The organism is Falsiroseomonas selenitidurans, from assembly GCF_012103215.1.
GTDB lineage: Bacteria > Pseudomonadota > Alphaproteobacteria > Acetobacterales > Acetobacteraceae > Falsiroseomonas > Falsiroseomonas selenitidurans.
In genome coordinates, this window is sequence record NZ_JAAVNE010000047.1 from 1 (window position 1) to 20,782 (window position 20,782).

Here is a 20,782-nt window from a genome sequence, read left to right on the forward strand (position 1 = left end):
GTCAGCGACACGCAATTCCCCGCCGCATCCCAGGCCGAGACATGGGTGGTGCAGGAGGGCGGCGCCGCCGGGCGGCGCCCGGGCAGCCAGCCGGCGCGGCTCTTCGCGGCCCAGTCGGCGGCGCGCGCCTTCGACATCATTTCCGCCACCGGCGCCCGCACCCGCCGCACCGCCTGCCCTGCCCCAGGCGGCCGCACCGGACCCTGCCGCGCCCAGCCCGGCGCCGCGTGGGGCGCCACACCCCGCCGCCCAGCGGGTACCGGCGCTGGCGGCCATGCTGGCCTTGGCCCGCCAGGCGGAGGCGTCGCGGATCGGCTGCTTCCATCTGGTGCTGCCCGGCCGCGCCTCCGTCCTGGGCGGGGCACCGCAACCGACCCTGGCGGCGGCGGAGGCGGCAGCGCTCGCCGAGCCGCTCCTGGCACGGGACTGGGTGCCGCTGCGCCACGCCTTCGCGCGCCACCCCAACGCCGCGGCGCTGTGGCGGCTGGATGGACGCAGCCTGACGGTGGAGGGTGGGCTCGCCCTGGCGGGCACCCTGCTGGCCGTGCTGCGCACCCGCCGGCCGGACGCCGCGGCGGGTCTGGCGCGGGCCGCCGGGCTGCTGGCGCGTGCCGATCTCGGCGCCCTGCCCCGCCGCGGCATCGCGGCCGCGCCGCAGGCCGAACAGCAGGAGGCGGCGGATCGCTTCTTCGGCATCACCGTGGCGGAGACGGAGCCGGCCCTGTCGCCCGACCTCTTTGCCGACCAGCCGGCGCCCCGGCGGCTGGAGGCGATGCCCGGCCTCGAAGCCTGGTCGACCGCGTCGGCGCCGCTGCCCTGGCGGGTGGTGGTGCTCGCCGGACCCGGCCTGGGCGGCAGCGACCATCCGGCGCAGCTCGGCTGGTGGCTGCGCTGGCTGGTGGCGGAATGTGTGCTGAGCGAGGCGCTGGGCCTTGCCACGCCGCAGGCGGCAACCGGCCTGCAGCCGGACCTGGTGCTGACGCTCGCCGCCGAGGGGTGATGCCGGATCCTGGTGGGGGTGGCCGATCACCGCCTCTACCCGGCGCAGGAAGGCTTCGCCTTCGTGCCCATCAAACGCCGAGCGGGCTGCGGCGCGCGCTCGGCGCTTCGGGCCGCAGGTCGGACCTTCGTGCGCTGGGCATCAGGCCCCGGCCGGGATCAGCGCGGCCCCGCTGCCGCGGGGTCGACCAGCGCCACCACATCCACCGGCGAAAGCGGCACGCGGCGGATACGGGCGCCGAAGGGTGCCAGCGCATCCTCCACCGCCGCGGCCACCGCGGCGGGAATGGGGATCACGCCGGCCTCGCCGACGCCCTTGATGCCCAGCGGGTTCAGCGGCGTCGGGCTGTGCAGGTGCAGGATCTCGACCGGCGGCATCTCCGTCGCCGTCACCAGCAGGTAGTCGGCCAGGGTGGTGGAGATGGGCTGCGCCTGCTCATCGAAGCGCATGTGCTCATACAGCGCGTTGCCGATGCCATGCGCGATGCCACCCATCAGCTGGCCGTCGACGATGCGCGGATGCAGCGCCCGCCCGCAATCATGCGCGAAGACCAGGCGCAGGATGGTGACGCCGCCGGTCTCCACATCCACCGCCACCTCCACCGCGGCGGTGCCGTTGGCATAGGTCATGGCGTCGATCACCACTTCCTCGGTCGCCGCCAGGCCCGGGCCGCGGCCGCCCGGCAGCATGAAGCCGGGCTGGCCGGCGGCGGCGCGGGCGATGGCCGCCAGCGTGACGCAAAGGCCCGGCGCGCCCTTCACGCGCACCGCCCCGGCCTCGATCTCCAGGTCCTCCGTCGCCACTTCCAGCATCGTGCCGGCAATGGCCAGCGCCTTCTCCCGCACCTTCAGCGCCGCCACATGGGCGGAGCTGCCGGCCAGCACCGCCTGGCGGCTGTTGGACCCGCCGATGCCCAGCGGCGTGGCCGCGGTATCCCCGGTGATGACGCGGATATCCGCCACATCCGCGCCCAGCTGCTCGGCCACGATCTGCGCCAGCATGGTGGCGGTGCTCTGCCCCATGGCGGCGGCGCCGGAGGCGACGACAATGCGCCCGGAGGGTTCGACACGCACCGAGACCTGCTCGAAGGGGCCGCGCCCGGTGCCCTCCACATAATTGGCCAGGCCGATGCCGAGGTGCCGCCCGGCCAGGCGCGCCGCCTGCTGGCGTGCCGGGAAGCCGGCCCAGTCGATGGCGTCCAGCGCCATCTGCTGGCAGCGCGGGTAGTCGCCGCTGTCGAGCGTGACGGCGATGCCGCCGCGCGTCTTCAGCGGCGTCGCGTAGGGCATGCGGTCGGCCGGCACCAGGTTGCGGCGGCGGATCTCCGCACGGTCCAGCCCCAGCCCCTGCGCGGCGCGGTCCAGCAGCCGCTCCATGGCGAAGACGCCCTGCGGCTGGCCGGCGCCGCGCACCGGCGTGACCGGGACCTTGTTCGTCACCGCCGCGCGGATCGTCATCCGGAAGGCGGGCACCATGTAGGCCAGCGGCATGGCGGCGACGGCGCCCTGCGGCACGTTCACGCCGCGCGCGGTCCAGGCGCCATGGTCATGCACCAGATCCCCGCGCAGGCCGAGGATGCGGCCGGCTGCATCGGTGGCGATCTCCACCCGCCAGCTCTGGTCGCGTTCCTGCGTTGTCGCGACGAAATGCTCGGCGCGGTCCTCGATCCACTTCACCGGGCGCCCCAGCAGCCGTGCCGCCAGCGGCACCACCACCTCCTCCGGGTAGAAGACCAGCTTGGGGCCGAAGCCGCCGCCGACATCCGGCGTCACCACGCGCAGCCGCGATTCGTCCATGTCCAGCAGGTCGCAGAGCAGGCGCTTCGCGGCGTGCGGGGTCTGGGTGGAGCTCCAGACCGTCAGGCGGTCCTCGGTCGCATCGTGCAGCGCGACCACGCCGCGGCATTCCATGGAATGGCTGCCGCCGCGATGGATGTGCAGCGTCTCCGCGAAGCGGTGCGGCGCGGCGGCGAAGGCGGCATCCACATCGCCATAGGCGACGGTCATCTGCGCCACGAGGTTGGAGTCGGCCCCGCTGTGCGCCAGCGGCGCATCCGGCAGCAGCGCCGCGTCGCAATCGGCGATGGCCGGCAGCGGGTCGTAATCCACCTCGATCAGCGCCAGCGCATCCTCCGCCAGCGCGCGGCTGTCGGCGATGACGACGGCCAGCGCCTCCCCCACATGCGCCACCTCCGCCGCCGCCAGGATCGGGCGATGCAGTTCCAGGCGATAGGACGGGCTGGGCAGCGCGACGACCAGGCGCATGTCGGTCAGATGCGGCCGCAGGTCATCCGCCAGCAGCACGGCCTGCACACCGGGCAGCGCCCGCGCCGCCGCGGTATCGACGCGCAGGATGCGCGCATGCGCGTGGGGGGAGCGCAGGAAGGCGGCGTGCAGCGCGCCGGGCGGCGCGATGTCGTCCACGAAGCGGCCGCGGCCGCGGATCAGCGCGGCATCCTCCACCCGCGCGACGTCGCGGCCCACGAGGCGCCCGGCGGTCACGCGGCTTCTCCGCGCAGGGCGCGGGCGGCGGCGAGCGCGGCGGCGACGATGCTGTCATAGCCGGTGCAGCGGCAGATGTTGCCGGACAGGGCGATGCGCAGGTCCTCCGCGCCGGGGTCCGGGTTCTCGGCCAGATACTCCACCAGCGTCGCCAGGATGCCGGGCGTGCAGAAGCCGCATTGCAGGCCGTGATGGTCGCAGAAGGCCTGCTGCAGCGGATGCAGCGTGCCGTCCGCCGCGGCCAGCCCCTCGATCGTCGTCACGGCCCGGCCCGCCGCCTGCACCGCCAGCATCAGGCAGGCACGCACGGCGCGGCCATCCACCAGCACGGTGCAGGCGCCGCAGACACCGTGCTCGCAGCCCAGATGCGTGCCGGTGAGGCCCAGCGTGCCGCGCAGGAAATCCGCCAGGTGCTGGCGCACCGGCGTCTCCGCCTCCCGCCGCTCGCCGTTGACGTGCAGCGCGATGTGGCGCGATTCGCTCATGCCGCGACGCCTTCCGTGCGGGCCCAGGCCTGTTCCAGCGCGCGCCGCACCAGCACCGTGGCCAGGCGGCGGCGGTACCATGCGGGGGCCTGCGGGTCCTCCATCGCGTCGATGCCCGCGCAGCAGGACGCCGCGGCGCGGAACAGCGCCGGCGAGGGCGCCTCGCCAAGCAGCATCGCCTCCGCCGCCGCCAGGCGCAGCGGCCCGGCGGACACGCCGCCGAGCGTGAGGGAGACCCGTGCGATGCGGCCCTGTGCATCCGGCAGCAGCAGCGCGGCGGCGGAGACGATGGCGTAGTCGCCATGGCGACGAGCGAATTCGGTGAAGCAGGCGCCATGCCCGGCGGGCCAGAGCGGGATGCGGAGGCCGACGACCATCTCCTCCGCCGCCAGCGAAGGCGTCATCAGGCCCAGCGGGAAGTCGGCGATGCCGATATCGCGGGTGCCGGTGGCGCTGGCGACCTCGATGGTGGCATCCAGCGCCGCCGCCACGGTGACCAGTTCCGCCGAGGGGTCCAGGTGGCACAGCGACCCGCCGATGGTGCCGCGGTTGCGGGTCTGGATATGGCCGACAAGGCCCAGCGCCTCCGTCATCAGCGGGCAGGCGGCGCGGATTGCCGGGCTGTCCTCGATGCGGCGCTGCCGCGCCATGGCGCCGATCCGCAGGCTGCCCTCCGCCACGACGATGCCGTCCAGCCCCGGGATGCGGTTGAGGTCGATGAGGTGGTCCGGCATGGCGACGCGCATGGCGAGCATCGGCATCAGCGACTGGCCGCCCGCGAGCACCCGCGCATTCTCCAGCCGCGCTAGCAGCGCCAGGGCCTCCGCCAGATGATCGGGATCGTGGTAGGCGAAGCGCGCCGGCTTCATGCGGCCGCCCCGGACGGGCAGCGCCTGCCGTCGGACCCGCGGAGCACCCACCCCGCATCCCGCTTCGCCGCGCCGCCCATCCCGATTGCCCCAAATGTCCTGACATATTTGGCGGGCGGCCTGCTGCCCGTCAAGCACGGGCCGGGGCGGGATCCTCCCGGAAGGCGAAGCCGATGCCGGGGCGCTCCGGCAGCCGCATCACCCCGGCTTCCGGCAGCAGGTCTTCCGCCAGGCGCTGGCGCAGCGCCAGCTGCGCGCCATGCATCTCCAGCAGCCCGCCCTGGGCGTGGCCGGCCATCAGCGCCGCATTGGCGATGTCCCAGCCGCCGGCATGGGCCACCGGCGTGCCATGCGCCTCGGCCAGGGACAGGATGCGCAGCGCGGCGGTGATGCCGCCGCAGAAGGCGGCGTTGGGCTGGATCCAGTCCACCGCGCCGCGGGTCAGCGCCTCCCGGAACCAGGCCAGGGACTGCACCATCTGCCCGGCGGCGAGCGGAATGCGGGTGGCGCGGCGCAGGGTCGCCAGCGCCTCCAGATCGTTGCCCAGCACCGGTTCCTCGAACCAGGCGATGTCGCAATCCTCCACCATCCGCGCCAGGCGGCGGGCGGTGGCGACATCCAGGCCGCAATTCGCGTCCAGCATCAGCAGCGGCTTCGGGCCGAGCGCATCGCGCACCGCGCGCACCCGTGCCGCATCCTCCGCCACGCCGCGCCCGCCGGCGGCGACCAGCATCTTCACGCCGACGAAGCCTTGCGCCACCGCCTTGCGGCACACATCCACCAGCTCCGCCTCGGCATAGCCGGGCAGCCCGACGGTCGCGTAGCAGGGCACGGCATCCCGCGCGCCGCCCAGCAGCCGCCACAGCGGCTCCCCCAGCGCCCGCGCCCGCAGGTCCCACAGCGCCATGTCGAGCGCCGACAGCGCCGCGGTGAAGGCGCCGGTCGCACCGCGCGGGTTGAAGCGCGCGGTCAGGCTGCGGGTGATGGCTTCCGTGCGCCGCGCATCCTGGCCGCGCAGCGCCTCCGCCATGCGCGGCAGCAGCGCTGCCACCTCATCGGCCAGGAAGCGACCGGTGACGCCGGTGCCGACCAGGCCATCCTCCGTCTCCACCCGGCAGAGCACGAAGGTGGGGGTTTCCGTGCCGGCATAGTTGGCGGCGGCGCTGGGCGGCACCAGCCGCTCCACCGAGGCGCGCAGGCCGCGGATGCGGGTCATGCCGCGACGCCGGCGGCACGCGCCGCCGCCACCTGGCCGTGCCGGGCCTGTTCCATCTGTTCCAGCGTGCCGAAGGCGTTCATGTAGTGGCCCTTGAATCCCATCGCCTCGATGCGGCGGAACATGTCGCCGAAGTCGAAATCGCCCTCACCCGGGACCAGGTGCTGCTCATGGCCGTTGCGCCAGCAATCCGCCAGCCGCACCTCCACCACGCGATGCATCGGGATCTCCGCCAGGAATCCCGCCACGCCCTCGGGCAGCAGGTGCGCGTGGTTGGCGGTGAAGCTCAGGGCGAAGGCCGGGCTGTCGATGGCGTCGTAGTAGTATTTCCACTCCGCCACCGTATGCGCCAGGTAGTGCACCTCCGCATCGGCCGGCTCCTTGTTCAGATTCTCCAGCAGCAGCAGCGCCTTGTGCTTCTCCGCGTGGTCCACCATGCGGCGCAGGCGGTCGAGCCCCGCCTGCATGCGCATCGCCACATCCGCGGTGAAGTGGTAGCCGGCATGGACGACGATGGATTCCGCGCCGAGAAGCGGCATCGCCTCGATATAGGCCCTCATGTAGGAATCGACGGCTTCCGACAGGAAGGGCGAATATTCCGCGACGTTGACGGCGGAAAGCGTGTGCAGGCCGAGATGCACCTGGTGCTTCTCCAGCAGCGCGCGCACGCCGCGCGCCCTGGCGGCGTCGAAACGGGTCACCGCATTGGCGCCGGTGTCGAGCTGGATGTCGATGTGCCGCACGCCATGGGCGCCGGCCCAGGCGATGGCATCCTCCAGCTTCAGCCGCCGCCCGACATCGACGCCGATCCGCTCCAGCAGGGTCATGGGGTTTCCTCCTTCCTGTGCGCCTTGGCGCCGCGGGTTGCGGGCTGCGGCGGCATCGCCGCATGCCCGATGGAGTCGAGGAAGCGCACGCGGCCGAGGCGCGCATGCGCCTCCGCCAGGCCGCGCGCCAGGGCGGCGTCGCCGGCGGCAATCGCTTCCAGCAGCGCGGCGTGTTCCGCATTCGCCTCCGCCATATGCGCCGGTTGCTCGAAGGACCGGCGGCGCAGCAGCAGCAGCTTGCGCGTCAACTGGCCATACAGCGCCTCCGCCTCCCGGTTGCGGGCGCAGGCAAGGATGCAGGCATGGAAGGCGCTGTTGCCGCGGAAGAACCCTTCGCGATCGCCACGAGCGATCGCCGCCTGCATGGCCGCCACCAGGCTGCGCAAGGCCTGCGCCTCGGCCGGCGTCGCGCGCTCGGCGGCATTGGCCGCGGCCAGGCCGAACAACGCGCCGTTGATCTCGTAGATCTCCATCGCCTCCTCCAGGCGCAGGCTGCGCACGAAGGCACCGCGATTCATGATGACGGTGACGAGGCCGGTCTTCTCCAGCGCCCGCGCCGCCTCGCGCACCGGGCCGCGGCTGACGCCCAGGCTGCGCGCCAGCGCCACCTCGTTCAACCTTTCGCCAGCGCCGAGCGTGCCATCGAGGATCAGGGCCTCCAGCCGCTGCGCCACATCGAGGCCGAGCGGCTGCGGCAGGCGCGGGCGGCGCTTGGGTACAGGCTTCCCGTGCCGCTTCCCGCGCGAAGAAGCGGCCGGTTCCAGCCTCTGCGGCGCAGGAGCGTCGGCCATTCTTTAGACTGTTTACAGTTCCGCCCGGGGCTGACAAGCTGAAGACAGCAAAAAGAACCTTCGGGAGGATGACGATGGTGACCACCGCGCTGCGGTGCCGCACGCATCGGCCAGGATCGGCGCGCGCATGAGCGGCGCGTCCGGCACCGCCGGCCTGCCCCTGTCCGGCCTCCGCGTGCTCGACCTGACGGTCGCCCGTGCCGGCCCCACCTGCGTGCGCCACCTGGCGGATTGGGGGGCGGAGGTGATCCGCATCGCCCCGCCCGCCTCCGAGGGCGGCGAGATCGCCGGCGACCAGGACGGTTTCGACTATCAGAACCTGCACCGCAACAAGCGCGCCCTGCAGATCGACCTGAAGACGCCCGAGGGCCTCGCGCTGTTCATGCGCATGGCCGAAGGCGCCGATGTGGTGATCGAGAACATGCGTGCGGCGGTCAAATTCCGCCTCGGCGTGGACTATGCCAGCGTCGCCGCGGTCAATCCGCGCGTCGTCTACGGCTCCATCTCCGGCTTCGGGCAGGACGGGCCCTACGGCCACCGCGCCGGCGTCGACCAGATCGCGCAGGCGATGGGCGGGTTGATGAGCATCACCGGCGTCCCCGGCGCGGGCCTGGTACGCGTCGGCATCCCGATCGCGGACCTCACCGCCGGCAACCTGCTGGCGCTGGCGGTGATGATGGCGCTGTTCGACCGCACGAAGACCGGGCGCGGCCGCTGGGTGCACACCAGCCTGCTGGAATCCATGGTCTTCATGCTGGACTTCCAGGCCAGCCGCTGGCTGCTGGCGGGGCAGGTGGCGGGCCAGGCGGGCAACGACCACCCGACCTCCATCCCGACCGGCGTCTACCCGACGAAGGACCGGCCGATCGCGCTGGCGGCGTCTTCCCCGCGCATGTGGGATCGCTTCTGCGACGCGCTGGGCAAGCCGGACTGGAAGGCGCGGCCGGGCTGGGATTCGCGCGATGGTCGGTCCGACGACCGCGCCGCGATCAACGCGGCCATCTCCGAGGTCACCGCCACCATGCCGAGCCTGCACTGGATCGAGGTGCTGGACACGGCGGGCATTCCCTGCGGCGCCATCAACACCATCGACCAGACCTTCGCCGACCCGCAGGTGCAGCACCTGCAGATGGCGAAGCCGGTGGCCCACCCCAGGCTGGGCGACCAGAAGCTGGTGCGCACCCCGATCAACATGGCCGATATCGGCTGGGACATCCGCTCGCCGACGCCGGATGCCAACCAGCATGCCGATGCCGTGCTGGGCGAGCTGGGCCTTTCGCCGGACGAGATCGACCGCCTGCGCGCCGCGCGCGCGATCCGATAGGAGGCCCGGATGGACGGCATGCAGATCCGCCTGAGCACGCCCAAGATCCTCGCGCGCATCGAGGACGGCATCGGCTGGCTCACCTTCAACCAGCCGGAGAAGCGCAACGCCATCTCGCAGGAGATGTGGGAGGCGGTGGCCGCCGCGGCGGAACGCTTCGCCGAGGATCCGGCGGTGCGCGTCGTCGTCATGCATGGTGCCGGTGGCAAGGCCTTCGCCTCCGGCGCCGACATCAGCCAGTTCGACACGCTGCGCGACAGCGCGGAGGCGGAAGCGCGGTACTCCGCGATTTCCGCCGCCGCACGGCAGAAGCTGGAATCCCTGGGCAAGCCGCTGATCGCCATGGTCAACGGCTTCTGCATCGGCGGCGGCTGCGCCACCGCGATGGTGGCGGATATCCGCATCAGCGCCGATGACGGCCGCTTCGGCATCCCCGCCGCCAGGCTCGGCGTCGCCTATGCCTGGCACAGCCTGCGCCGGCTGGTCTCGCTGGTCGGGCCGGCGATGGCGAAGGAGATCATGTTCACCGGCCGCTTCCTGGATGCGGAGGAAGCGCTGCGCTGGGGGCTGGTGAACCGCGTGGTGCCGGCGGACCAGCTGGAGACGGTGGTGCGGGAGATGGCAGCGACCATCGCGCAGAACGCGCCGCTGTCCATCCGCGCCTCGAAGGAGGGGATCGACCAGATCGCCGGGGAGCCGGCGACGATCGACCAGGCGCGGTTCGAGGCGCTGTACCGCGCCTGCTTCGACAGCGCCGACTACGCCGAGGGGCGCACCGCCTTCATGGCCAAGCGCAAGCCGACCTTCACCGGGCGCTGATCCGGCGCCCAAGGGGTGCCCGGCGGGTGCCCATGAACGTGCCTGAACAACGAGACGGGAGGAGACAACAATGAGCAGCTTCACCAAGCGCCAGATCCTGACCCTCGGAACCGGCATCATGCTGGGCGGCGGCGCGGCGTTCCGCGCCGCGGCGCAGGGCCTGCCGGCGCATGAGCGCCAGCTGTATGAGGCAGCGCAGCGCGAGGGCGAGATCACCTGGTATTCCGGCCAGTACAACGCGGAAACCAGCGAGGCCATCGGCCGTGCCTTCAATGAACGCTACCCGGGCGTGCGCTGCAATGTCGTGCGCAGCACGTCCCAGGTTGCGTTCCAGCGGCTGTCGCAGGATGCGCGCGCCAATGTCGCGCAGTGCGACGTGTTCAGCTCCACCAATTCCGGCCACTTCGTGCAGCTGAAGCGGCAGGGAAGGCTGATGCAGTACCGGCCGCAGAATGCCGACGGCATGCTGCCGGCGATCCGCAACGCGGACGCCGAGAACTTCTTCCACACCAGCTTCCTCGGCCTGTTCCTGATGACGCACAACACGCGGCTGGTGCCGGAGGCGGAGGCGCCGAAGAGCTGGACGGATGCGCTGGATGGGAAGTGGAAGAACAAGCTGGCGGTCGGCCACCCGGGCTTCAGCGGCGCCATCGGCGTCTGGGCCGTGCAGATGCGCAAGATGTATGGCTGGGACTACTTCACCCGGCTGGAGCGCAACAACCCGCAGATCGGCCGTTCCAGCCAGGACCCAGTGACGACGCTGAATGCGGGCGAACGCTCGGTCGGCCTCTGCGTGCCGGTGGGCACCACGCAGCTGGCGATCTCCCGCGGCAACCCGCTGAAGCTGATCTACCCGACCGAGGGCGTGCTGGCGACGATCGCGCCCTCCGCGATCATCGCCAATGCGCCACACCCGAACGCGGCCAGGCTGTTCATGGAATTCCAGGCCGGCAAGGGGCTTTCGGAGACGGTGCGCAAGACCTTCAACGAGCCGCTGCGCCCGGACGTGGCGCCGCCCGAGGGCGGACGCCCGCTGGCCGACGTGACCCTGCTGGCCCCCAGCCTGGAGGAACAGGAGAAGGGCGTGCCCGAGGTGCGGGAAGCCTGGCGCGACACCTTCGGCGTCTGACGACGCCGCACGACATCAAACAGGGAGCGACATCATGACCGCTATCACCAAGCGCGGCCTTCTCACCGGCACCACCGCCCTGGCCGCGGCAGCGATCCTGCCCGCGCGCCGCGCTGCGGCGCAGGACATGCCGGCGCATGAACGCCAGCTGTACGAGGCGGCGCAGAAGGAAGGGGAGATGACCTGGTACACGGGTCAGCTCCAGGCGCAGCCTTCCGAGGCTGTCGGCCGTGCCTTCACGGAACGCTACCCGGGCGTGCGCTGCAACGTGGTGCGCACCACCTCCCAGGTCGCGTTCCAGCGGCTGTCGCAGGATGCGCGGGCGCGCGTGGCGCAGTGCGACGTGTTCAGCTCCACCGACTACAGCCACTTCACCTTCCTGAAGGGCGAGGGGCGGCTGCTGGCCTACAGGCCGCAGAACGCCGCCGGCATGGTGAAGGCGGCGCGCGACGCCGCCGATGCCGACGGCCACTTCCAGATCTCCTACCTGGCGCTGTACCTGCTGGCGCGCCGCACCGACCAGCTGAGCGAAGCCGATGCGCCGAAGAGCTGGCGGGAACTGACCGACGCGAAATGGAAGGACAAGATGGCCATCGGCCATCCCGGCTTCAGCGGCGCCATCGGCAATTGGGCCATCATGATGAAGTCCATGTATGGCGAGCGCTTCTTCCGGGAATTCGAGCGCAACAAGCCGCAGATCGGCCGCTCCGCCGGCGACCCGGTGACCACGCTGAATGCCGGGGAGCGGATCGTCGGCGTCGGCATCCCCTCCGCCGCCACGCTGTTCAGCATCTCCCGCGGCAATCCGCTGCAGCTGCTCTACCCCACCGACGGCACGCTGCTGGTGCCGGCGCCAAGCGCCGGCATCGCCAATGCGCCGCACCCGAATGCGGCGAAGCTGTTCATGGAGTTCGTCTGCGGCGCGGCCTATTCGCGCACGGTGCGCGAGTTCCGCGCCGAATCGCTGCGGCCGGAGGTGCCGCCGCCGGTGGGGTCCCGTCCGCTGGACGAGATCAAGACCATCACGCCGACGCCGCGCCAGGTGGAGACCGAGATGACCGAGGTCAAGGAACTCTGGCGCGACATCTTCGGCGTCTGATCGGATGAGCGAAGCCCCCGCCCTGCCCCATCCGGCCGCGCCGGCGCGCGGCCGCCTCGCCAGCCGCCTCGCGCGGCTGGAGCCTGTCAGCCTGCTCTGGGTGCTGCTGATCGCCATCCTGCTGTTCCTGGTGGCCTTCCCGCTGGGCAAGCTGCTGGTGGTCAGCTTCGAGACGCGGAACACCGGCGCCTTCACGCTGATGAACTACGTCTCGGCCTATGGCCGGTCGCGCTATGTCGATGCGCTGGTGAATTCCCTGCTGCTCGGCCTGCTGTCGGCCACCATGGCGGTGGTGATGGCGGTGCCGATGGCCTGGGCGGTCTCCCGCACCGACATGCCGTTCAAGGGGCTGACCTGGGCGGTGGTGCTGGGGGCGTTCATCCTGCCACCCTATCTTTCGGCGGTCGGCTGGATCCTGCTCGCCGGGCCGAACAGCGGCTTCCTCAACATCGCCTGGCGGGCGATGACAGGGCTGGAGGGGCCACTGTTCAACGTCTACAGCTTCCCCGGCCTGGCGCTGGTCATCGCGCTGAACGCCTTCCCGCTGGTCTTCATCTTCGTGAAGTCGGCGCTGGACCTGGTTTCCTCCGAGATGGAGGACGCCGCCAACATCCTCGGTGCCGGCACCTGGACGGCGATGCGCAAGGTCTCCCTGCCGCTGGTCTGGCCGGCGATCATGGCCGGCTTCATCATCGTCTTCCTCGAAGCCATCGCGCTGTTCGGCACGCCGGCCATTATCGGCATCCCGGCGCGCATCAACGTGGTGACCACGCAGCTCTGGCAGTTCTTCGAATACCCGGTTCGGGTGGAGGTGGCCGCCGCCTATGCCATGCCGCTGCTGCTGATCACCGCCGGCATGATCGTGGTGCAGAAGCTGTTGCTGGCGCGCAAGGGCTTCGTCTCGCAGACCGGCAAGGGCGGCGAGCGGCGGCCGATCAAGCTGGGTCCCTGGCGCTGGGTGGCCTTCGCCTGGTGCGCCGTGGTGGGGCTGATGTCGGTCATCGCGCCGCTGATGGTGCTGCTGCAGGCCAGCTTCGCCCGCGCCTGGGGCCGCGGCCTGGCGTGGGACAATCTGACGCTGGCCAATTACCGCCTGCTGATCTTCGAACACGACATGGCGATGACCTCGATCTGGAACACGATCTGGTTTTCCGCCGCCGCCGCCACCATCGCCGTGGTGCTGGCGCTGCTCATCGCCTACATCGTCGCGCGCCGGCTGATGCCCTTCGGCGATGCGCTGGGCTTCCTGGCCATGGCGCCCTTCGTCATCCCCGGCATCGTCATGGCGATCGGCTTCTACGCCGCCTATGCCTCCCCGCCCTTCGCGCTGTACGGCACGGCGACGATCATCATCCTGGCCTTCGCGGCGCGCTTCCTGCCCATCGCCTATGCCAATTCCGCCTCCGCCATCCGCGCCGTGCATCCGGAGATGGAGGAAGCGGCGCGCATCCTGGGCAGCGGGCGGCTGCATGCCATCCGCATGGTCACGGCGCCGCTGGTGAAGAAGGCGCTGCTGGGTGGCTGGCTGATCGTGTTCATCGTCGCCTCCCGCGAATTGTCGGCGGCGATCTTCCTGGTCGGGCCGCGCACGCGCACCATGTCCGTGCTGCTCTATGACCTCAGCGAGGCCGGCAATTTCGAGGTGCTGGCCGCCTTCGGCGGGCTGCTGCTGGTGGTCACCATGGTCTTCGTCGGCATCGGCATGAAGCTGGTCGGCCGCGACTTCATGCTGCGGAGAAACTGAGGATGTCGCGTCTTTCGATCCAGGGCCTGACCAAGGCCTACGGCCCCAACCGCGTGGTGGACCGCATCGACCTGACGCTGCAGGAAGGCGAGTTCGTCTCCCTGCTCGGCCCCTCCGGCTGCGGCAAGACCACCACGCTGCGCATGATCGCGGGCTTCGTCGACCCGAACGAGGGCACCATCTCGCTCGACGGCCAGGCCATCTCCGCCCCCGGCGCGGTGCTGCCGCCGGAAAAGCGCGGCATGTCCATGATCTTTCAGAGCTACGCCATCTGGCCGAACATGACGGTGGCGGAGAATGTCGGCTTCGGCCTGAAGCTGCGGAAGCTGGGGGCGGAGGAGATCCGCCGGCGCGTGGCGGAGATCCTGGAGGTGGTGCAGATGGGCCACCTGGCGGCGCGCTACCCGGCGGAGCTTTCGGGCGGCCAGCAGCAGCGCGTGGCCCTCGCCCGCGCCATCGTGGTGAAGCCCGCGGTGCTGCTGCTGGACGAGCCGCTGTCCAACCTCGACGCCAATCTGCGGGAGGAGATGCGCTTCGAGATCCGCCGCCTGCACGACGAATTCCGCATCACCACCGTCTATGTGACGCACGACCAGGCGGAGGCGATGGCCACCTCGGACCGCATCGCGGTGATGAATGCCGGGCGGATCGAACAGGTGGATGCGCCGCACATGCTCTACACGAGGCCGCGCACCCGCTTCGTCGCCGGCTTCATCGGCCGTACCAACCTGCTGCAGGCGCAGCTGCGCAACGGCGAGATCGGCTTCGGCGGCATCGCCATGCAGGCCGGCCAGGTGCCGGGGGCGGAGGCGGCGGCGGGCGGGGACATCCTGGTCTCGGTCCGGCCGCAGAGTATCGGGCTGCATCGTGCGCGGCCCGACGGGGGTGGCCCGGTGCTCGGCGGCGTGGTGGCGCAGCGCACCTTCCTGGGCGAAACCTGGGATTATGTGGTGGCCGCCGATGGCAGCGACCTGCGGCTGCGCGCCACCGCGCCGCCGCTGCAGGTGCATGACGTGGGCGAGCGAGTCTGGCTGGCATTCGACCCGCAGCAGATGGCGATGGTGGTGTAGCGCCGCCGGCGCTTCTCGCCACCGGCCGCCATGCAGGCTTCCCGCTTCGTCGCCGCCATCGTGGTGGCGCAGGTGCTGGCGCAGATCGCCGCCTTCACCCTGCCGGCATTGCTGCCCTTCTACCTGGCCGACTGGCAGCTTTCGGCCACCCAGGCCGGCTGGCTGATCGGCGCCTTCTTCGCCGCCTATGTCGCCGCCGTGCCGGTGCTGGTGGCGCTGACGGACCGGCTGCCGGCGCGGCGCATCTACCTGCTGGGCACGGCGCTGACCGCCGCCTCGCATTTCGGCTTCGCCGTCCTGGCGGAGGGGTTCTGGTCCGGCCTGGCGCTGCGGGCGCTGGCCGGGATCGGCTGGGCGGGCTGCTACATGCCGGGGCTGAAGGCGCTGGCGGATCGACTGGAAGGCGCGGCGCAGTCGCGCGCCGTGTCCTGGCACGCGGCGGGGGTTGGCATCGCCGGGGCCCTGTCCTTCCTCGTCGCCGGCACGCTGGATGCGCTGGCGGGGCCGCGGGCGGCCTTCCTGTTCGGCGGCCTGGCCGCGCTGGCGGCCTGCGGCATCGGCGCCGCGGTGCTGCCGAATGCGCGGCCCGCCCGGCCGCCGGGCGCGCCGCCGCCGGGCGCGCTGCTGGATTTCCGGCCGGTGCTGCGCAACCGCGCGGCGATGGCCTGGATCGCCGGCTACACCGTGCACACCTGGGAACTGGCCGCGCTGCGCGCCTGGGCAGTGACCTTCCTGGCGCTGGTCATCGCCCGGCAGGGCGCGCCCCATTGGCTGCCCGGGCCGCCGGTGCTGTTCACCGCAGCCGGGCTGGCCGGCATTGCCGTCTCCATCCTCGGCAACGAGACGGCGCAGCGCTTCGGCCGCGGCCGCGTGGTGGCCGCCGCGATGGGGGCGGCCGCCTTGCTGTCGCTGCTCACCGGCTTCTCCGCCCTGGTCTCCGCGCCCTTCGCCGTGGCTTGCGTGCTGGCCTGGAACGCCGCGATCTACCTGGACAGTTCCGCGCTGACGGCCGGCACGGTGCAGGCGGCGGAACCCGGCCTGCGCGGCGCCACCATGGGGCTGCACAGCATGTGCGGCTATGCCGGCGGCTTCCTCGGCCCGCTCGGCGTCGGCCTGGCGCTGGACTGGGCAGGGCCGGAGGCGCTGTCCTCCTGGGGCTTGGCCTTCGGCCATGTCGCGGTGGTGACGCTGCTGGGCCTGCTGGTCTTGCGCCGGCTCGGCCGCCCGGCCTGACGCGACGCGCCGCCTTCCGCTATGGTCGGGGCCGGAGGCGACCGATGAACGCGATCCTGCCGCATGAGCCGCTGCTGCGCCTGCTGCCCTTCGCCGCAATCCTCGCGCTGATGGCGGTGGCGGAGGCGCTGTCCCCGCGGCGACGGCCGCAGCACCCGCGCTGGCGGCGCTGGCCCTCCAACCTCGGCATCGTGCTGCTGGACACGCTGGTGCTGCGCCTCGTCTTCCCCACGGCGGCGGTGGGCGTGGCCCTGGCGGCGGAGGCGCAGGGCGCCGGGCTGCTGCCCTGGCTCGGCCTGGCCGGCCCGGCGGCGGTGGTGCTGGCCATCCTGCTGCTCGACCTGGTCATCTACCTGCAGCACCGGCTGTTCCACGCCGTGCCGCTGCTGTGGCGGCTGCACCGGATGCACCATGCGGACCTGGATGTGGACGTGACCACAGGGCTGCGCTTCCACCCGCTGGAGATCCTCGTCTCCATGCTCATCAAGCTGGCGGCGGTGGTGGCGCTGGGCGCGCCGGCGGTGGCGGTGCTGCTGTTCGAGATCCTGCTGAACGCGACCTCCCTGTTCAACCACGCCAATCTGCGCCTGCCCGAAGGGCTGGACCGCGTGCTGCGCCGGGTGCTGGTGACGCCGGACATGCACCGGGTTCATCATTCGGTGGTGCCGCAGGAGACGAACAGCAATTTCGGCTTCAACCTGGCCGCCTGGGACCGGCTGTTCGGCACCTACCGGGCGCAACCCGCCGCCGGCCATGCCGGCATGACCCTGGGGCTGGACGCGTTCCGCGATCCGCGCGACCTGCGGCTGGACCGGATGCTGGTGCAACCGCTGCGGGGTGGCCCCGCATCCTTCAGCGGCCGAACGTCACCCGCCCCGCCGCCCGGCTGATCCGGCCCTGCGCCTCCAGCCTGGATGGGGCACGGTACGGGGCTTCGCGGGTCAGGCCGGTCTCGGCCGCGGCGCCGGATGGCCCGCATGATGGTGGGCATCGACGACAGGCAGGGGCTGGTCCTGATCCCACGGCGCGCATGATGCGGGGCGCCGGGGTTGATGCGCCGCAAGATGTTCAAGGCCGCTTCCTGCCATGGTCGCGCCGGATCGCAGGGGACAGCGGCACAGATGCGGAAGCTCGGACAAGCCGGCGCATGAGCGTCTCCGGCGGCATATCCCCGGCGCGTCATGCGGCGCTGGTCTGGCTGGCGGGCTGCGCCGCCGGGCTTGCGGCCTGGGCGTTGGCGTACAGCCAGCTCGTGCCAGTCTCGGACTGGCTGGTCTCCCTGCTGCCGCTGGACCGGCACAGCCGGCTGGGCGAGGCGATCGCCTTCTTCCTGTACGACGTGCCGAAGGTGCTGCTGCTTCTGCTGCTGGTGGTCTTCGCCATGGGCGTTGTGCGCAGCTTCTTCTCCCCGCAGCGCACGCGGGCGCTGCTGGCGGGGCGGCGCGTGGGGGCGGGCAATGTGCTGGCGGCCGGGCTCGGCGTGCTGACGCCCTTCTGCTCCTGCTCCGCCGTGCCGCTGTTCATCGGCTTCGTCTCCGCCGGGGTGCCGCTCGGCGTCACCTTCTCCTTCCTCATCGCCGCGCCGATGGTGAATGAGGTGGCGCTGGGGCTGCTGTTCGCGCTGCTGGGCTGGCAGGTGGCGCTGGTCTATCTCGGCTTCGGCCTCGCCATCGCCATCACCGCCGGCTGGGTGATCGGGCGCCTGCACCTGGAATCCTGGCTGGAGCCCTGGGTGCTGCAGATCCATGCCGGCCCCGCCAGCCTGGAGGAAGCGGCGCCGGCCTGGCCGGACCGCATCCGCGCCGGGCGCGACTCCGTCCACGATATCGTCGGCCGCGTCTGGCCCTGGATCATCGCCGGCATCGCCATGGGCGCGCTGATCCATGGCTATGCGCCGGCGGAATTGCTGGCCTCGATCATGGGCAAGGAGGCCTGGTGGTCCGTGCCGGCCGCCGTGCTCGTCGGCATCCCGATGTATTCCAACGCCGCCGGCATCATCCCGGTGGTGGAGGCGCTGCTGGGCAAGGGCGCGGCGCTCGGCACCGTGCTGGCCTTCATGATGAGCGTCATCGCGCTGTCGCTGCCGGAGCTGATCATCCTGCGCAAGGTGCTGTCGCCGAAGCTGATCGCGGTCTTCGTCGCGGTGGTCGGTGCCGGCATCCTGGCCGTGGGATTCCTGTTCAACCTGCTGTTCGCGTGAGGGGTTTTGCCATGAAGGACGTGAAGGTGCTCGGCCCGGGCTGCAAGCGCTGCGATGCGGCGGTGCAGATGGTGCAGGATGCCGCGGCGCAGGCCGGGATGCCGGTCACCGTCTCCAAGGTCACGGATTACGCCGCGATCGCCGGCTACGGCATCGCCGCCACCCCCGGCATCGTGGTGGATGGCAAGGTGGTGCATGCGGGCGGGCTGCCGAAGCCCGCCGATCTGGCGCGCTGGCTGGCGGGCTGAGGCTCAGCGCGCCCGGGCGAGCAGCCGCTTCGCGCGGTCCACCACCGGCAGGTCGATCATCGCCCCCTCGAAGGCCACCGCGCCCTGTCCTTCCGCGACCGCCTGCTCGAAACACGCGATCAGGCGGCGGGCGCGGTCCACCGCCTCCGGGCTCGGCCCGTAGATCTCGTTGATGATCGGCACCTGTGCCGGGTGGATGCAGGCGGCGCAGCCGAAGCCCAGCGCGCGGGACCGCCGCAGCGCGGTGCGATAGGCTTCCGGATCGTCGAAGGATGCGAAGGCGCCGAGCGAGCCCAGCGGCGTGATGCCCGCCCCGCGTGCCGCCAGCAGCGCCAGCATCGCCGGCAGGTACAGGCTGTCGGCGGCGGGCACCGCCTCCATCTCCGTCGCCAGATCCTCCCCACCCACGCCGAGCGCCACCACCCTTGGATCGGCGCGCGCGATGTCGGGCAGGCGGGGCAGCGCCTCCGCCGTCTCGACAATGGCGAGGAAGCGCGTGGGTGCGCGGCCGTGCCGGGCCTCGGCAGCGGCGGCCAGTTCCGCCAGCAGGCGCACATGCTCGGCGCCCATCACCTTGGGCAGCATCAGCGCGGTGGCGCCGGCGGCGATCGCGGCCTCGATGTCCGGCACGGCGAGGTCCAGCGGCCGGTTGACGCGGACGCAGACCGTGGCGCCCGCCTGGCCGACCTGCGCCGCGGCCGCGGCCAGCGCCGCGCGGGCTTCCGCCTTGCGCGCGGGCAGGATGGAATCCTCCAGGTCGAGGATGATGACATCGGCCTGCCGCGTATGCGCCTTGGCGACGAAGCGCTCGGCCAGCACGGGCACGAACAGCAGGGATCGCCAGCGGGCGGGGTGGTCGGTCATGCGCGCGCCTCCGGCGTGGCGACGATGCCGGCTTCCACCAGGCGGTCGATCGCCGCATCGTCCAGCCCGGCCTCCCGCAGCACGGCGCGGGTATCGGCGCCCAGGCGCGGCGCCGGCAGCGCATCCTCCCGCATGCCGCCGCTGAAGCGGTTGGGCGTGGCGGTGCGGCGGATGCGGCCCTCGCTCGGGTGATCCTCCGGCGCGAAGAAGCCGGTGGCGGCAAGGTGCGGGTCCTGCAGCAGGTCGTCCAGGCTGTTGTAGGCGGCGGCCGGCACATCCGCCGCGCCGAGGATCGCCAGCCATTCCGCCGTCGTCTTCTCCCGCATCGCCGCGGCGCGCACCTTGAGGTATTCGGCGGCATTGGCCGTGCGCGCGGCGGCGTTCAGGAATCGCGGATCGGTCTTCAACGCCGGCCGGCCGATGGCGTCGAAGAAGGCGAAGGCCTGGGCGTTGGTGTTGGGGCCGACCGTGATGTAGCCATCCCGCGTCGGCACCGGCCGGTAATCCGGGCTCAGCAGCCGGCCATCGCCGAGCGGCCCCACCGGCGGGTCGAAGGTGCCGGCGCCGAGATGCTCGCTCATGACGAAGGAGGCCATGTTCTCGAACATCGGCACCTCGATCGCCTCGCCCACGCCGGTCCTTTCGCGGCGGTATAGCGCGAAGCCGATGCATTGCGCGGCGATCAGCCCGGTGATGTGGTCCGTCATCACCATCGGCACGAAGCGCGGCTCGCCATTCGCGCGGTGGAAGGTGCCGGCGACGCCGGACAGGCTCTGGATGATCGGGTCGTAGGCCGGGCGGTTGAAATAGGGGCCGCCGCGGCCGAAGGCGAGGATGGCGCAGTGGATCAGGCGCGGGTTGATCGCGCGCAGCGCCTCCCACCCCAGCCCGGCGCGGTCCAGCGCGTTGGGGCGGATGTTGCTGACGAAGACATCCGCGGTGCGGATCAGCGCCAGCAGTGCCGCCTGGCCCTCCGGATGCTTGATGTCGACGCAGAAGGACCGCTTGTTGCGGTTGAACTGCATGAACTTGCCGGACATGCCGGGGTTGCGGCTGCCCTGCGCCATGGTGCGCAGCAGGTCGCCGCCGCCCGGCGCCTCCACCTTGATGACCTCCGCCCCCTGGTCGGCGAGGGTGCGGGAGCAGATCGGGCCGACGACCACGGCGGTGAGGTCCACCACCCGCACGCCCTCCAGCGGGCCACCACTCATGCTCGGCGCACGAAGGTTTCACCTTCGTGCCTCTCAACCCTGCCACCGGCACGCCACAGGCGTGACGGGCGGGCCGCATCCGCGGCCCTTGGCTTCGCGGCACTGGCCGCGGCGCGCATTCGCGCGCGTGGCCCTTCGGGCCGCAGGTCGGA

General features: G+C 71.8%; 19 protein-coding genes. 11 read left to right on the forward strand and 8 right to left on the reverse strand.

The features are described from left to right. Positions 1-274: 274 nt before the first annotated feature. The gene (locus tag HEQ75_RS21805; RefSeq protein ID WP_168034238.1) at positions 275-1,000 is read left to right on the forward strand and encodes a hypothetical protein; all 726 of its coding nucleotides are present in this window, start codon (positions 275-277) and stop codon (positions 998-1,000) included. 158 nt (positions 1,001-1,158) lie between these two features. On the opposite strand, the gene HEQ75_RS21810 is transcribed toward HEQ75_RS21805, so the two are convergent. The 6 genes from HEQ75_RS21810 to HEQ75_RS21835 all read right to left on the reverse strand — a co-directional run bounded on the left by HEQ75_RS21810 (position 1,159) and on the right by HEQ75_RS21835 (position 7,689). Then, on the reverse strand, positions 1,159-3,501 hold the full coding sequence (locus tag HEQ75_RS21810; RefSeq protein ID WP_168034239.1) for a xanthine dehydrogenase family protein molybdopterin-binding subunit: 2,343 nt from the start codon (positions 3,499-3,501) through the stop codon (positions 1,159-1,161). After that, positions 3,498-3,986: a (2Fe-2S)-binding protein gene (locus HEQ75_RS21815; RefSeq protein WP_168034240.1), complete on the reverse strand. Its 489-nt coding sequence runs from the start codon at positions 3,984-3,986 to the stop codon at positions 3,498-3,500. The genes HEQ75_RS21810 and HEQ75_RS21815 overlap by 4 nt, the downstream gene beginning before the upstream one ends. Next, positions 3,983-4,855: an FAD binding domain-containing protein gene (locus tag HEQ75_RS21820; protein WP_168034241.1), complete on the reverse strand. Its 873-nt coding sequence runs from the start codon at positions 4,853-4,855 to the stop codon at positions 3,983-3,985. The genes HEQ75_RS21815 and HEQ75_RS21820 overlap by 4 nt, the downstream gene beginning before the upstream one ends. Before the next feature lie 130 nt (positions 4,856-4,985). Further along, a complete protein-coding gene (locus HEQ75_RS21825) occupies positions 4,986-6,071 on the reverse strand; it encodes a mandelate racemase/muconate lactonizing enzyme family protein (RefSeq protein ID WP_168034242.1) in 1,086 nt (361 codons plus the stop codon). Continuing rightward, the gene (locus tag HEQ75_RS21830) at positions 6,068-6,898 is read right to left on the reverse strand and encodes a sugar phosphate isomerase/epimerase family protein (RefSeq protein WP_168034243.1); all 831 of its coding nucleotides are present in this window, start codon (positions 6,896-6,898) and stop codon (positions 6,068-6,070) included. Before HEQ75_RS21830 ends, HEQ75_RS21825 begins: the two co-directional genes overlap by 4 nt. After that, a complete protein-coding gene (locus HEQ75_RS21835; RefSeq protein WP_168034244.1) occupies positions 6,895-7,689 on the reverse strand; it encodes a GntR family transcriptional regulator in 795 nt (264 codons plus the stop codon). Before HEQ75_RS21835 ends, HEQ75_RS21830 begins: the two co-directional genes overlap by 4 nt. 127 nt (positions 7,690-7,816) lie before the next feature. Here HEQ75_RS21835 and HEQ75_RS21840 point away from each other — a divergent pair, with 127 nt between their 5' ends. From HEQ75_RS21840 to HEQ75_RS21885, 10 genes are all read left to right on the forward strand, one after another. After that, positions 7,817-9,013, forward strand: a complete 1,197-nt coding sequence (locus tag HEQ75_RS21840) for a CaiB/BaiF CoA transferase family protein (RefSeq protein ID WP_168034245.1) — start codon at positions 7,817-7,819, stop codon at positions 9,011-9,013. Between the two features lie 18 nt (positions 9,014-9,031). Then, positions 9,032-9,832, forward strand: a complete 801-nt coding sequence (locus HEQ75_RS21845) for an enoyl-CoA hydratase (protein ID WP_235962041.1) — start codon at positions 9,032-9,034, stop codon at positions 9,830-9,832. A gap of 70 nt (positions 9,833-9,902) precedes the next feature. Continuing rightward, positions 9,903-10,961 (forward strand): ABC transporter substrate-binding protein, encoded by a 1,059-nt coding sequence (locus HEQ75_RS21850; protein WP_168034247.1) that lies wholly within the window; start codon positions 9,903-9,905, stop codon positions 10,959-10,961. A 34-nt stretch (positions 10,962-10,995) separates the two neighbouring features. After that, on the forward strand, positions 10,996-12,060 hold the full coding sequence (locus HEQ75_RS21855) for an ABC transporter substrate-binding protein (protein ID WP_168034248.1): 1,065 nt from the start codon (positions 10,996-10,998) through the stop codon (positions 12,058-12,060). Between the two features lie 4 nt (positions 12,061-12,064). After that, a complete protein-coding gene (locus HEQ75_RS21860) occupies positions 12,065-13,804 on the forward strand; it encodes an ABC transporter permease (protein ID WP_168034249.1) in 1,740 nt (579 codons plus the stop codon). Positions 13,805-13,806: 2 nt separating this feature from the next. Next, positions 13,807-14,874, forward strand: a complete 1,068-nt coding sequence (locus HEQ75_RS21865; protein ID WP_168034250.1) for an ABC transporter ATP-binding protein — start codon at positions 13,807-13,809, stop codon at positions 14,872-14,874. Positions 14,875-14,904: 30 nt separating this feature from the next. Next, complete coding sequence (locus tag HEQ75_RS21870) at positions 14,905-16,107, forward strand: MFS transporter (protein WP_168034251.1); 1,203 nt, start codon at positions 14,905-14,907, stop codon at positions 16,105-16,107. A gap of 44 nt (positions 16,108-16,151) precedes the next feature. Beyond that, positions 16,152-16,997: a sterol desaturase family protein gene (locus HEQ75_RS21875; RefSeq protein ID WP_168034252.1), complete on the forward strand. Its 846-nt coding sequence runs from the start codon at positions 16,152-16,154 to the stop codon at positions 16,995-16,997. Positions 16,998-17,254: 257 nt separating this feature from the next. Continuing rightward, complete coding sequence (locus HEQ75_RS21880) at positions 17,255-18,307, forward strand: permease (protein ID WP_168034253.1); 1,053 nt, start codon at positions 17,255-17,257, stop codon at positions 18,305-18,307. Between the two features lie 11 nt (positions 18,308-18,318). Beyond that, the gene (locus HEQ75_RS21885; protein WP_168034254.1) at positions 18,319-18,555 is read left to right on the forward strand and encodes a thioredoxin family protein; all 237 of its coding nucleotides are present in this window, start codon (positions 18,319-18,321) and stop codon (positions 18,553-18,555) included. Between the two features lie 3 nt (positions 18,556-18,558). Here HEQ75_RS21885 and HEQ75_RS21890 read toward each other — a convergent pair whose 3' ends face one another. Together HEQ75_RS21890 and HEQ75_RS21895 are read right to left on the reverse strand one after the other, a co-directional pair. After that, entirely contained in the window at positions 18,559-19,419 is an 861-nt protein-coding gene (locus HEQ75_RS21890; RefSeq protein ID WP_168034255.1) for an HpcH/HpaI aldolase/citrate lyase family protein, read from the reverse strand. Then, positions 19,416-20,630 (reverse strand): CaiB/BaiF CoA transferase family protein, encoded by a 1,215-nt coding sequence (locus HEQ75_RS21895; RefSeq protein ID WP_168034256.1) that lies wholly within the window; start codon positions 20,628-20,630, stop codon positions 19,416-19,418. The genes HEQ75_RS21890 and HEQ75_RS21895 overlap by 4 nt, the downstream gene beginning before the upstream one ends. Positions 20,631-20,782 lie beyond the last annotated feature (152 nt).

Excerpts from the sequence above, each read along its gene's own strand:
- HEQ75_RS21805 (WP_168034238.1), top strand. The coding sequence starts at position 275 with ATGCTGGCCTTGGCCCGCCAGGCGGAGGCGTCGCGGATCGGCTGCTTC.
- HEQ75_RS21815 (WP_168034240.1), bottom strand. The coding sequence starts at position 3,986 with ATGAGCGAATCGCGCCACATCGCGCTGCACGTCAACGGCGAGCGGCGG.
- HEQ75_RS21820 (WP_168034241.1), bottom strand. The coding sequence starts at position 4,855 with ATGAAGCCGGCGCGCTTCGCCTACCACGATCCCGATCATCTGGCGGAG.
- HEQ75_RS21825 (WP_168034242.1), bottom strand. The coding sequence starts at position 6,071 with ATGACCCGCATCCGCGGCCTGCGCGCCTCGGTGGAGCGGCTGGTGCCG.
- HEQ75_RS21830 (WP_168034243.1), bottom strand. The coding sequence starts at position 6,898 with ATGACCCTGCTGGAGCGGATCGGCGTCGATGTCGGGCGGCGGCTGAAG.
- HEQ75_RS21835 (WP_168034244.1), bottom strand. The coding sequence starts at position 7,689 with ATGGCCGACGCTCCTGCGCCGCAGAGGCTGGAACCGGCCGCTTCTTCG.
- HEQ75_RS21840 (WP_168034245.1), top strand. The coding sequence starts at position 7,817 with ATGAGCGGCGCGTCCGGCACCGCCGGCCTGCCCCTGTCCGGCCTCCGC.
- HEQ75_RS21845 (WP_235962041.1), top strand. The coding sequence starts at position 9,032 with ATGCAGATCCGCCTGAGCACGCCCAAGATCCTCGCGCGCATCGAGGAC.
- HEQ75_RS21850 (WP_168034247.1), top strand. The coding sequence starts at position 9,903 with ATGAGCAGCTTCACCAAGCGCCAGATCCTGACCCTCGGAACCGGCATC.
- HEQ75_RS21855 (WP_168034248.1), top strand. The coding sequence starts at position 10,996 with ATGACCGCTATCACCAAGCGCGGCCTTCTCACCGGCACCACCGCCCTG.
- HEQ75_RS21860 (WP_168034249.1), top strand. The coding sequence starts at position 12,065 with ATGAGCGAAGCCCCCGCCCTGCCCCATCCGGCCGCGCCGGCGCGCGGC.
- HEQ75_RS21865 (WP_168034250.1), top strand. The coding sequence starts at position 13,807 with ATGTCGCGTCTTTCGATCCAGGGCCTGACCAAGGCCTACGGCCCCAAC.
- HEQ75_RS21870 (WP_168034251.1), top strand. The coding sequence starts at position 14,905 with ATGCAGGCTTCCCGCTTCGTCGCCGCCATCGTGGTGGCGCAGGTGCTG.
- HEQ75_RS21875 (WP_168034252.1), top strand. The coding sequence starts at position 16,152 with ATGAACGCGATCCTGCCGCATGAGCCGCTGCTGCGCCTGCTGCCCTTC.
- HEQ75_RS21880 (WP_168034253.1), top strand. The coding sequence starts at position 17,255 with ATGAGCGTCTCCGGCGGCATATCCCCGGCGCGTCATGCGGCGCTGGTC.
- HEQ75_RS21885 (WP_168034254.1), top strand. The coding sequence starts at position 18,319 with ATGAAGGACGTGAAGGTGCTCGGCCCGGGCTGCAAGCGCTGCGATGCG.
- HEQ75_RS21890 (WP_168034255.1), bottom strand. The coding sequence starts at position 19,419 with ATGACCGACCACCCCGCCCGCTGGCGATCCCTGCTGTTCGTGCCCGTG.
- HEQ75_RS21895 (WP_168034256.1), bottom strand. The coding sequence starts at position 20,630 with ATGAGTGGTGGCCCGCTGGAGGGCGTGCGGGTGGTGGACCTCACCGCC.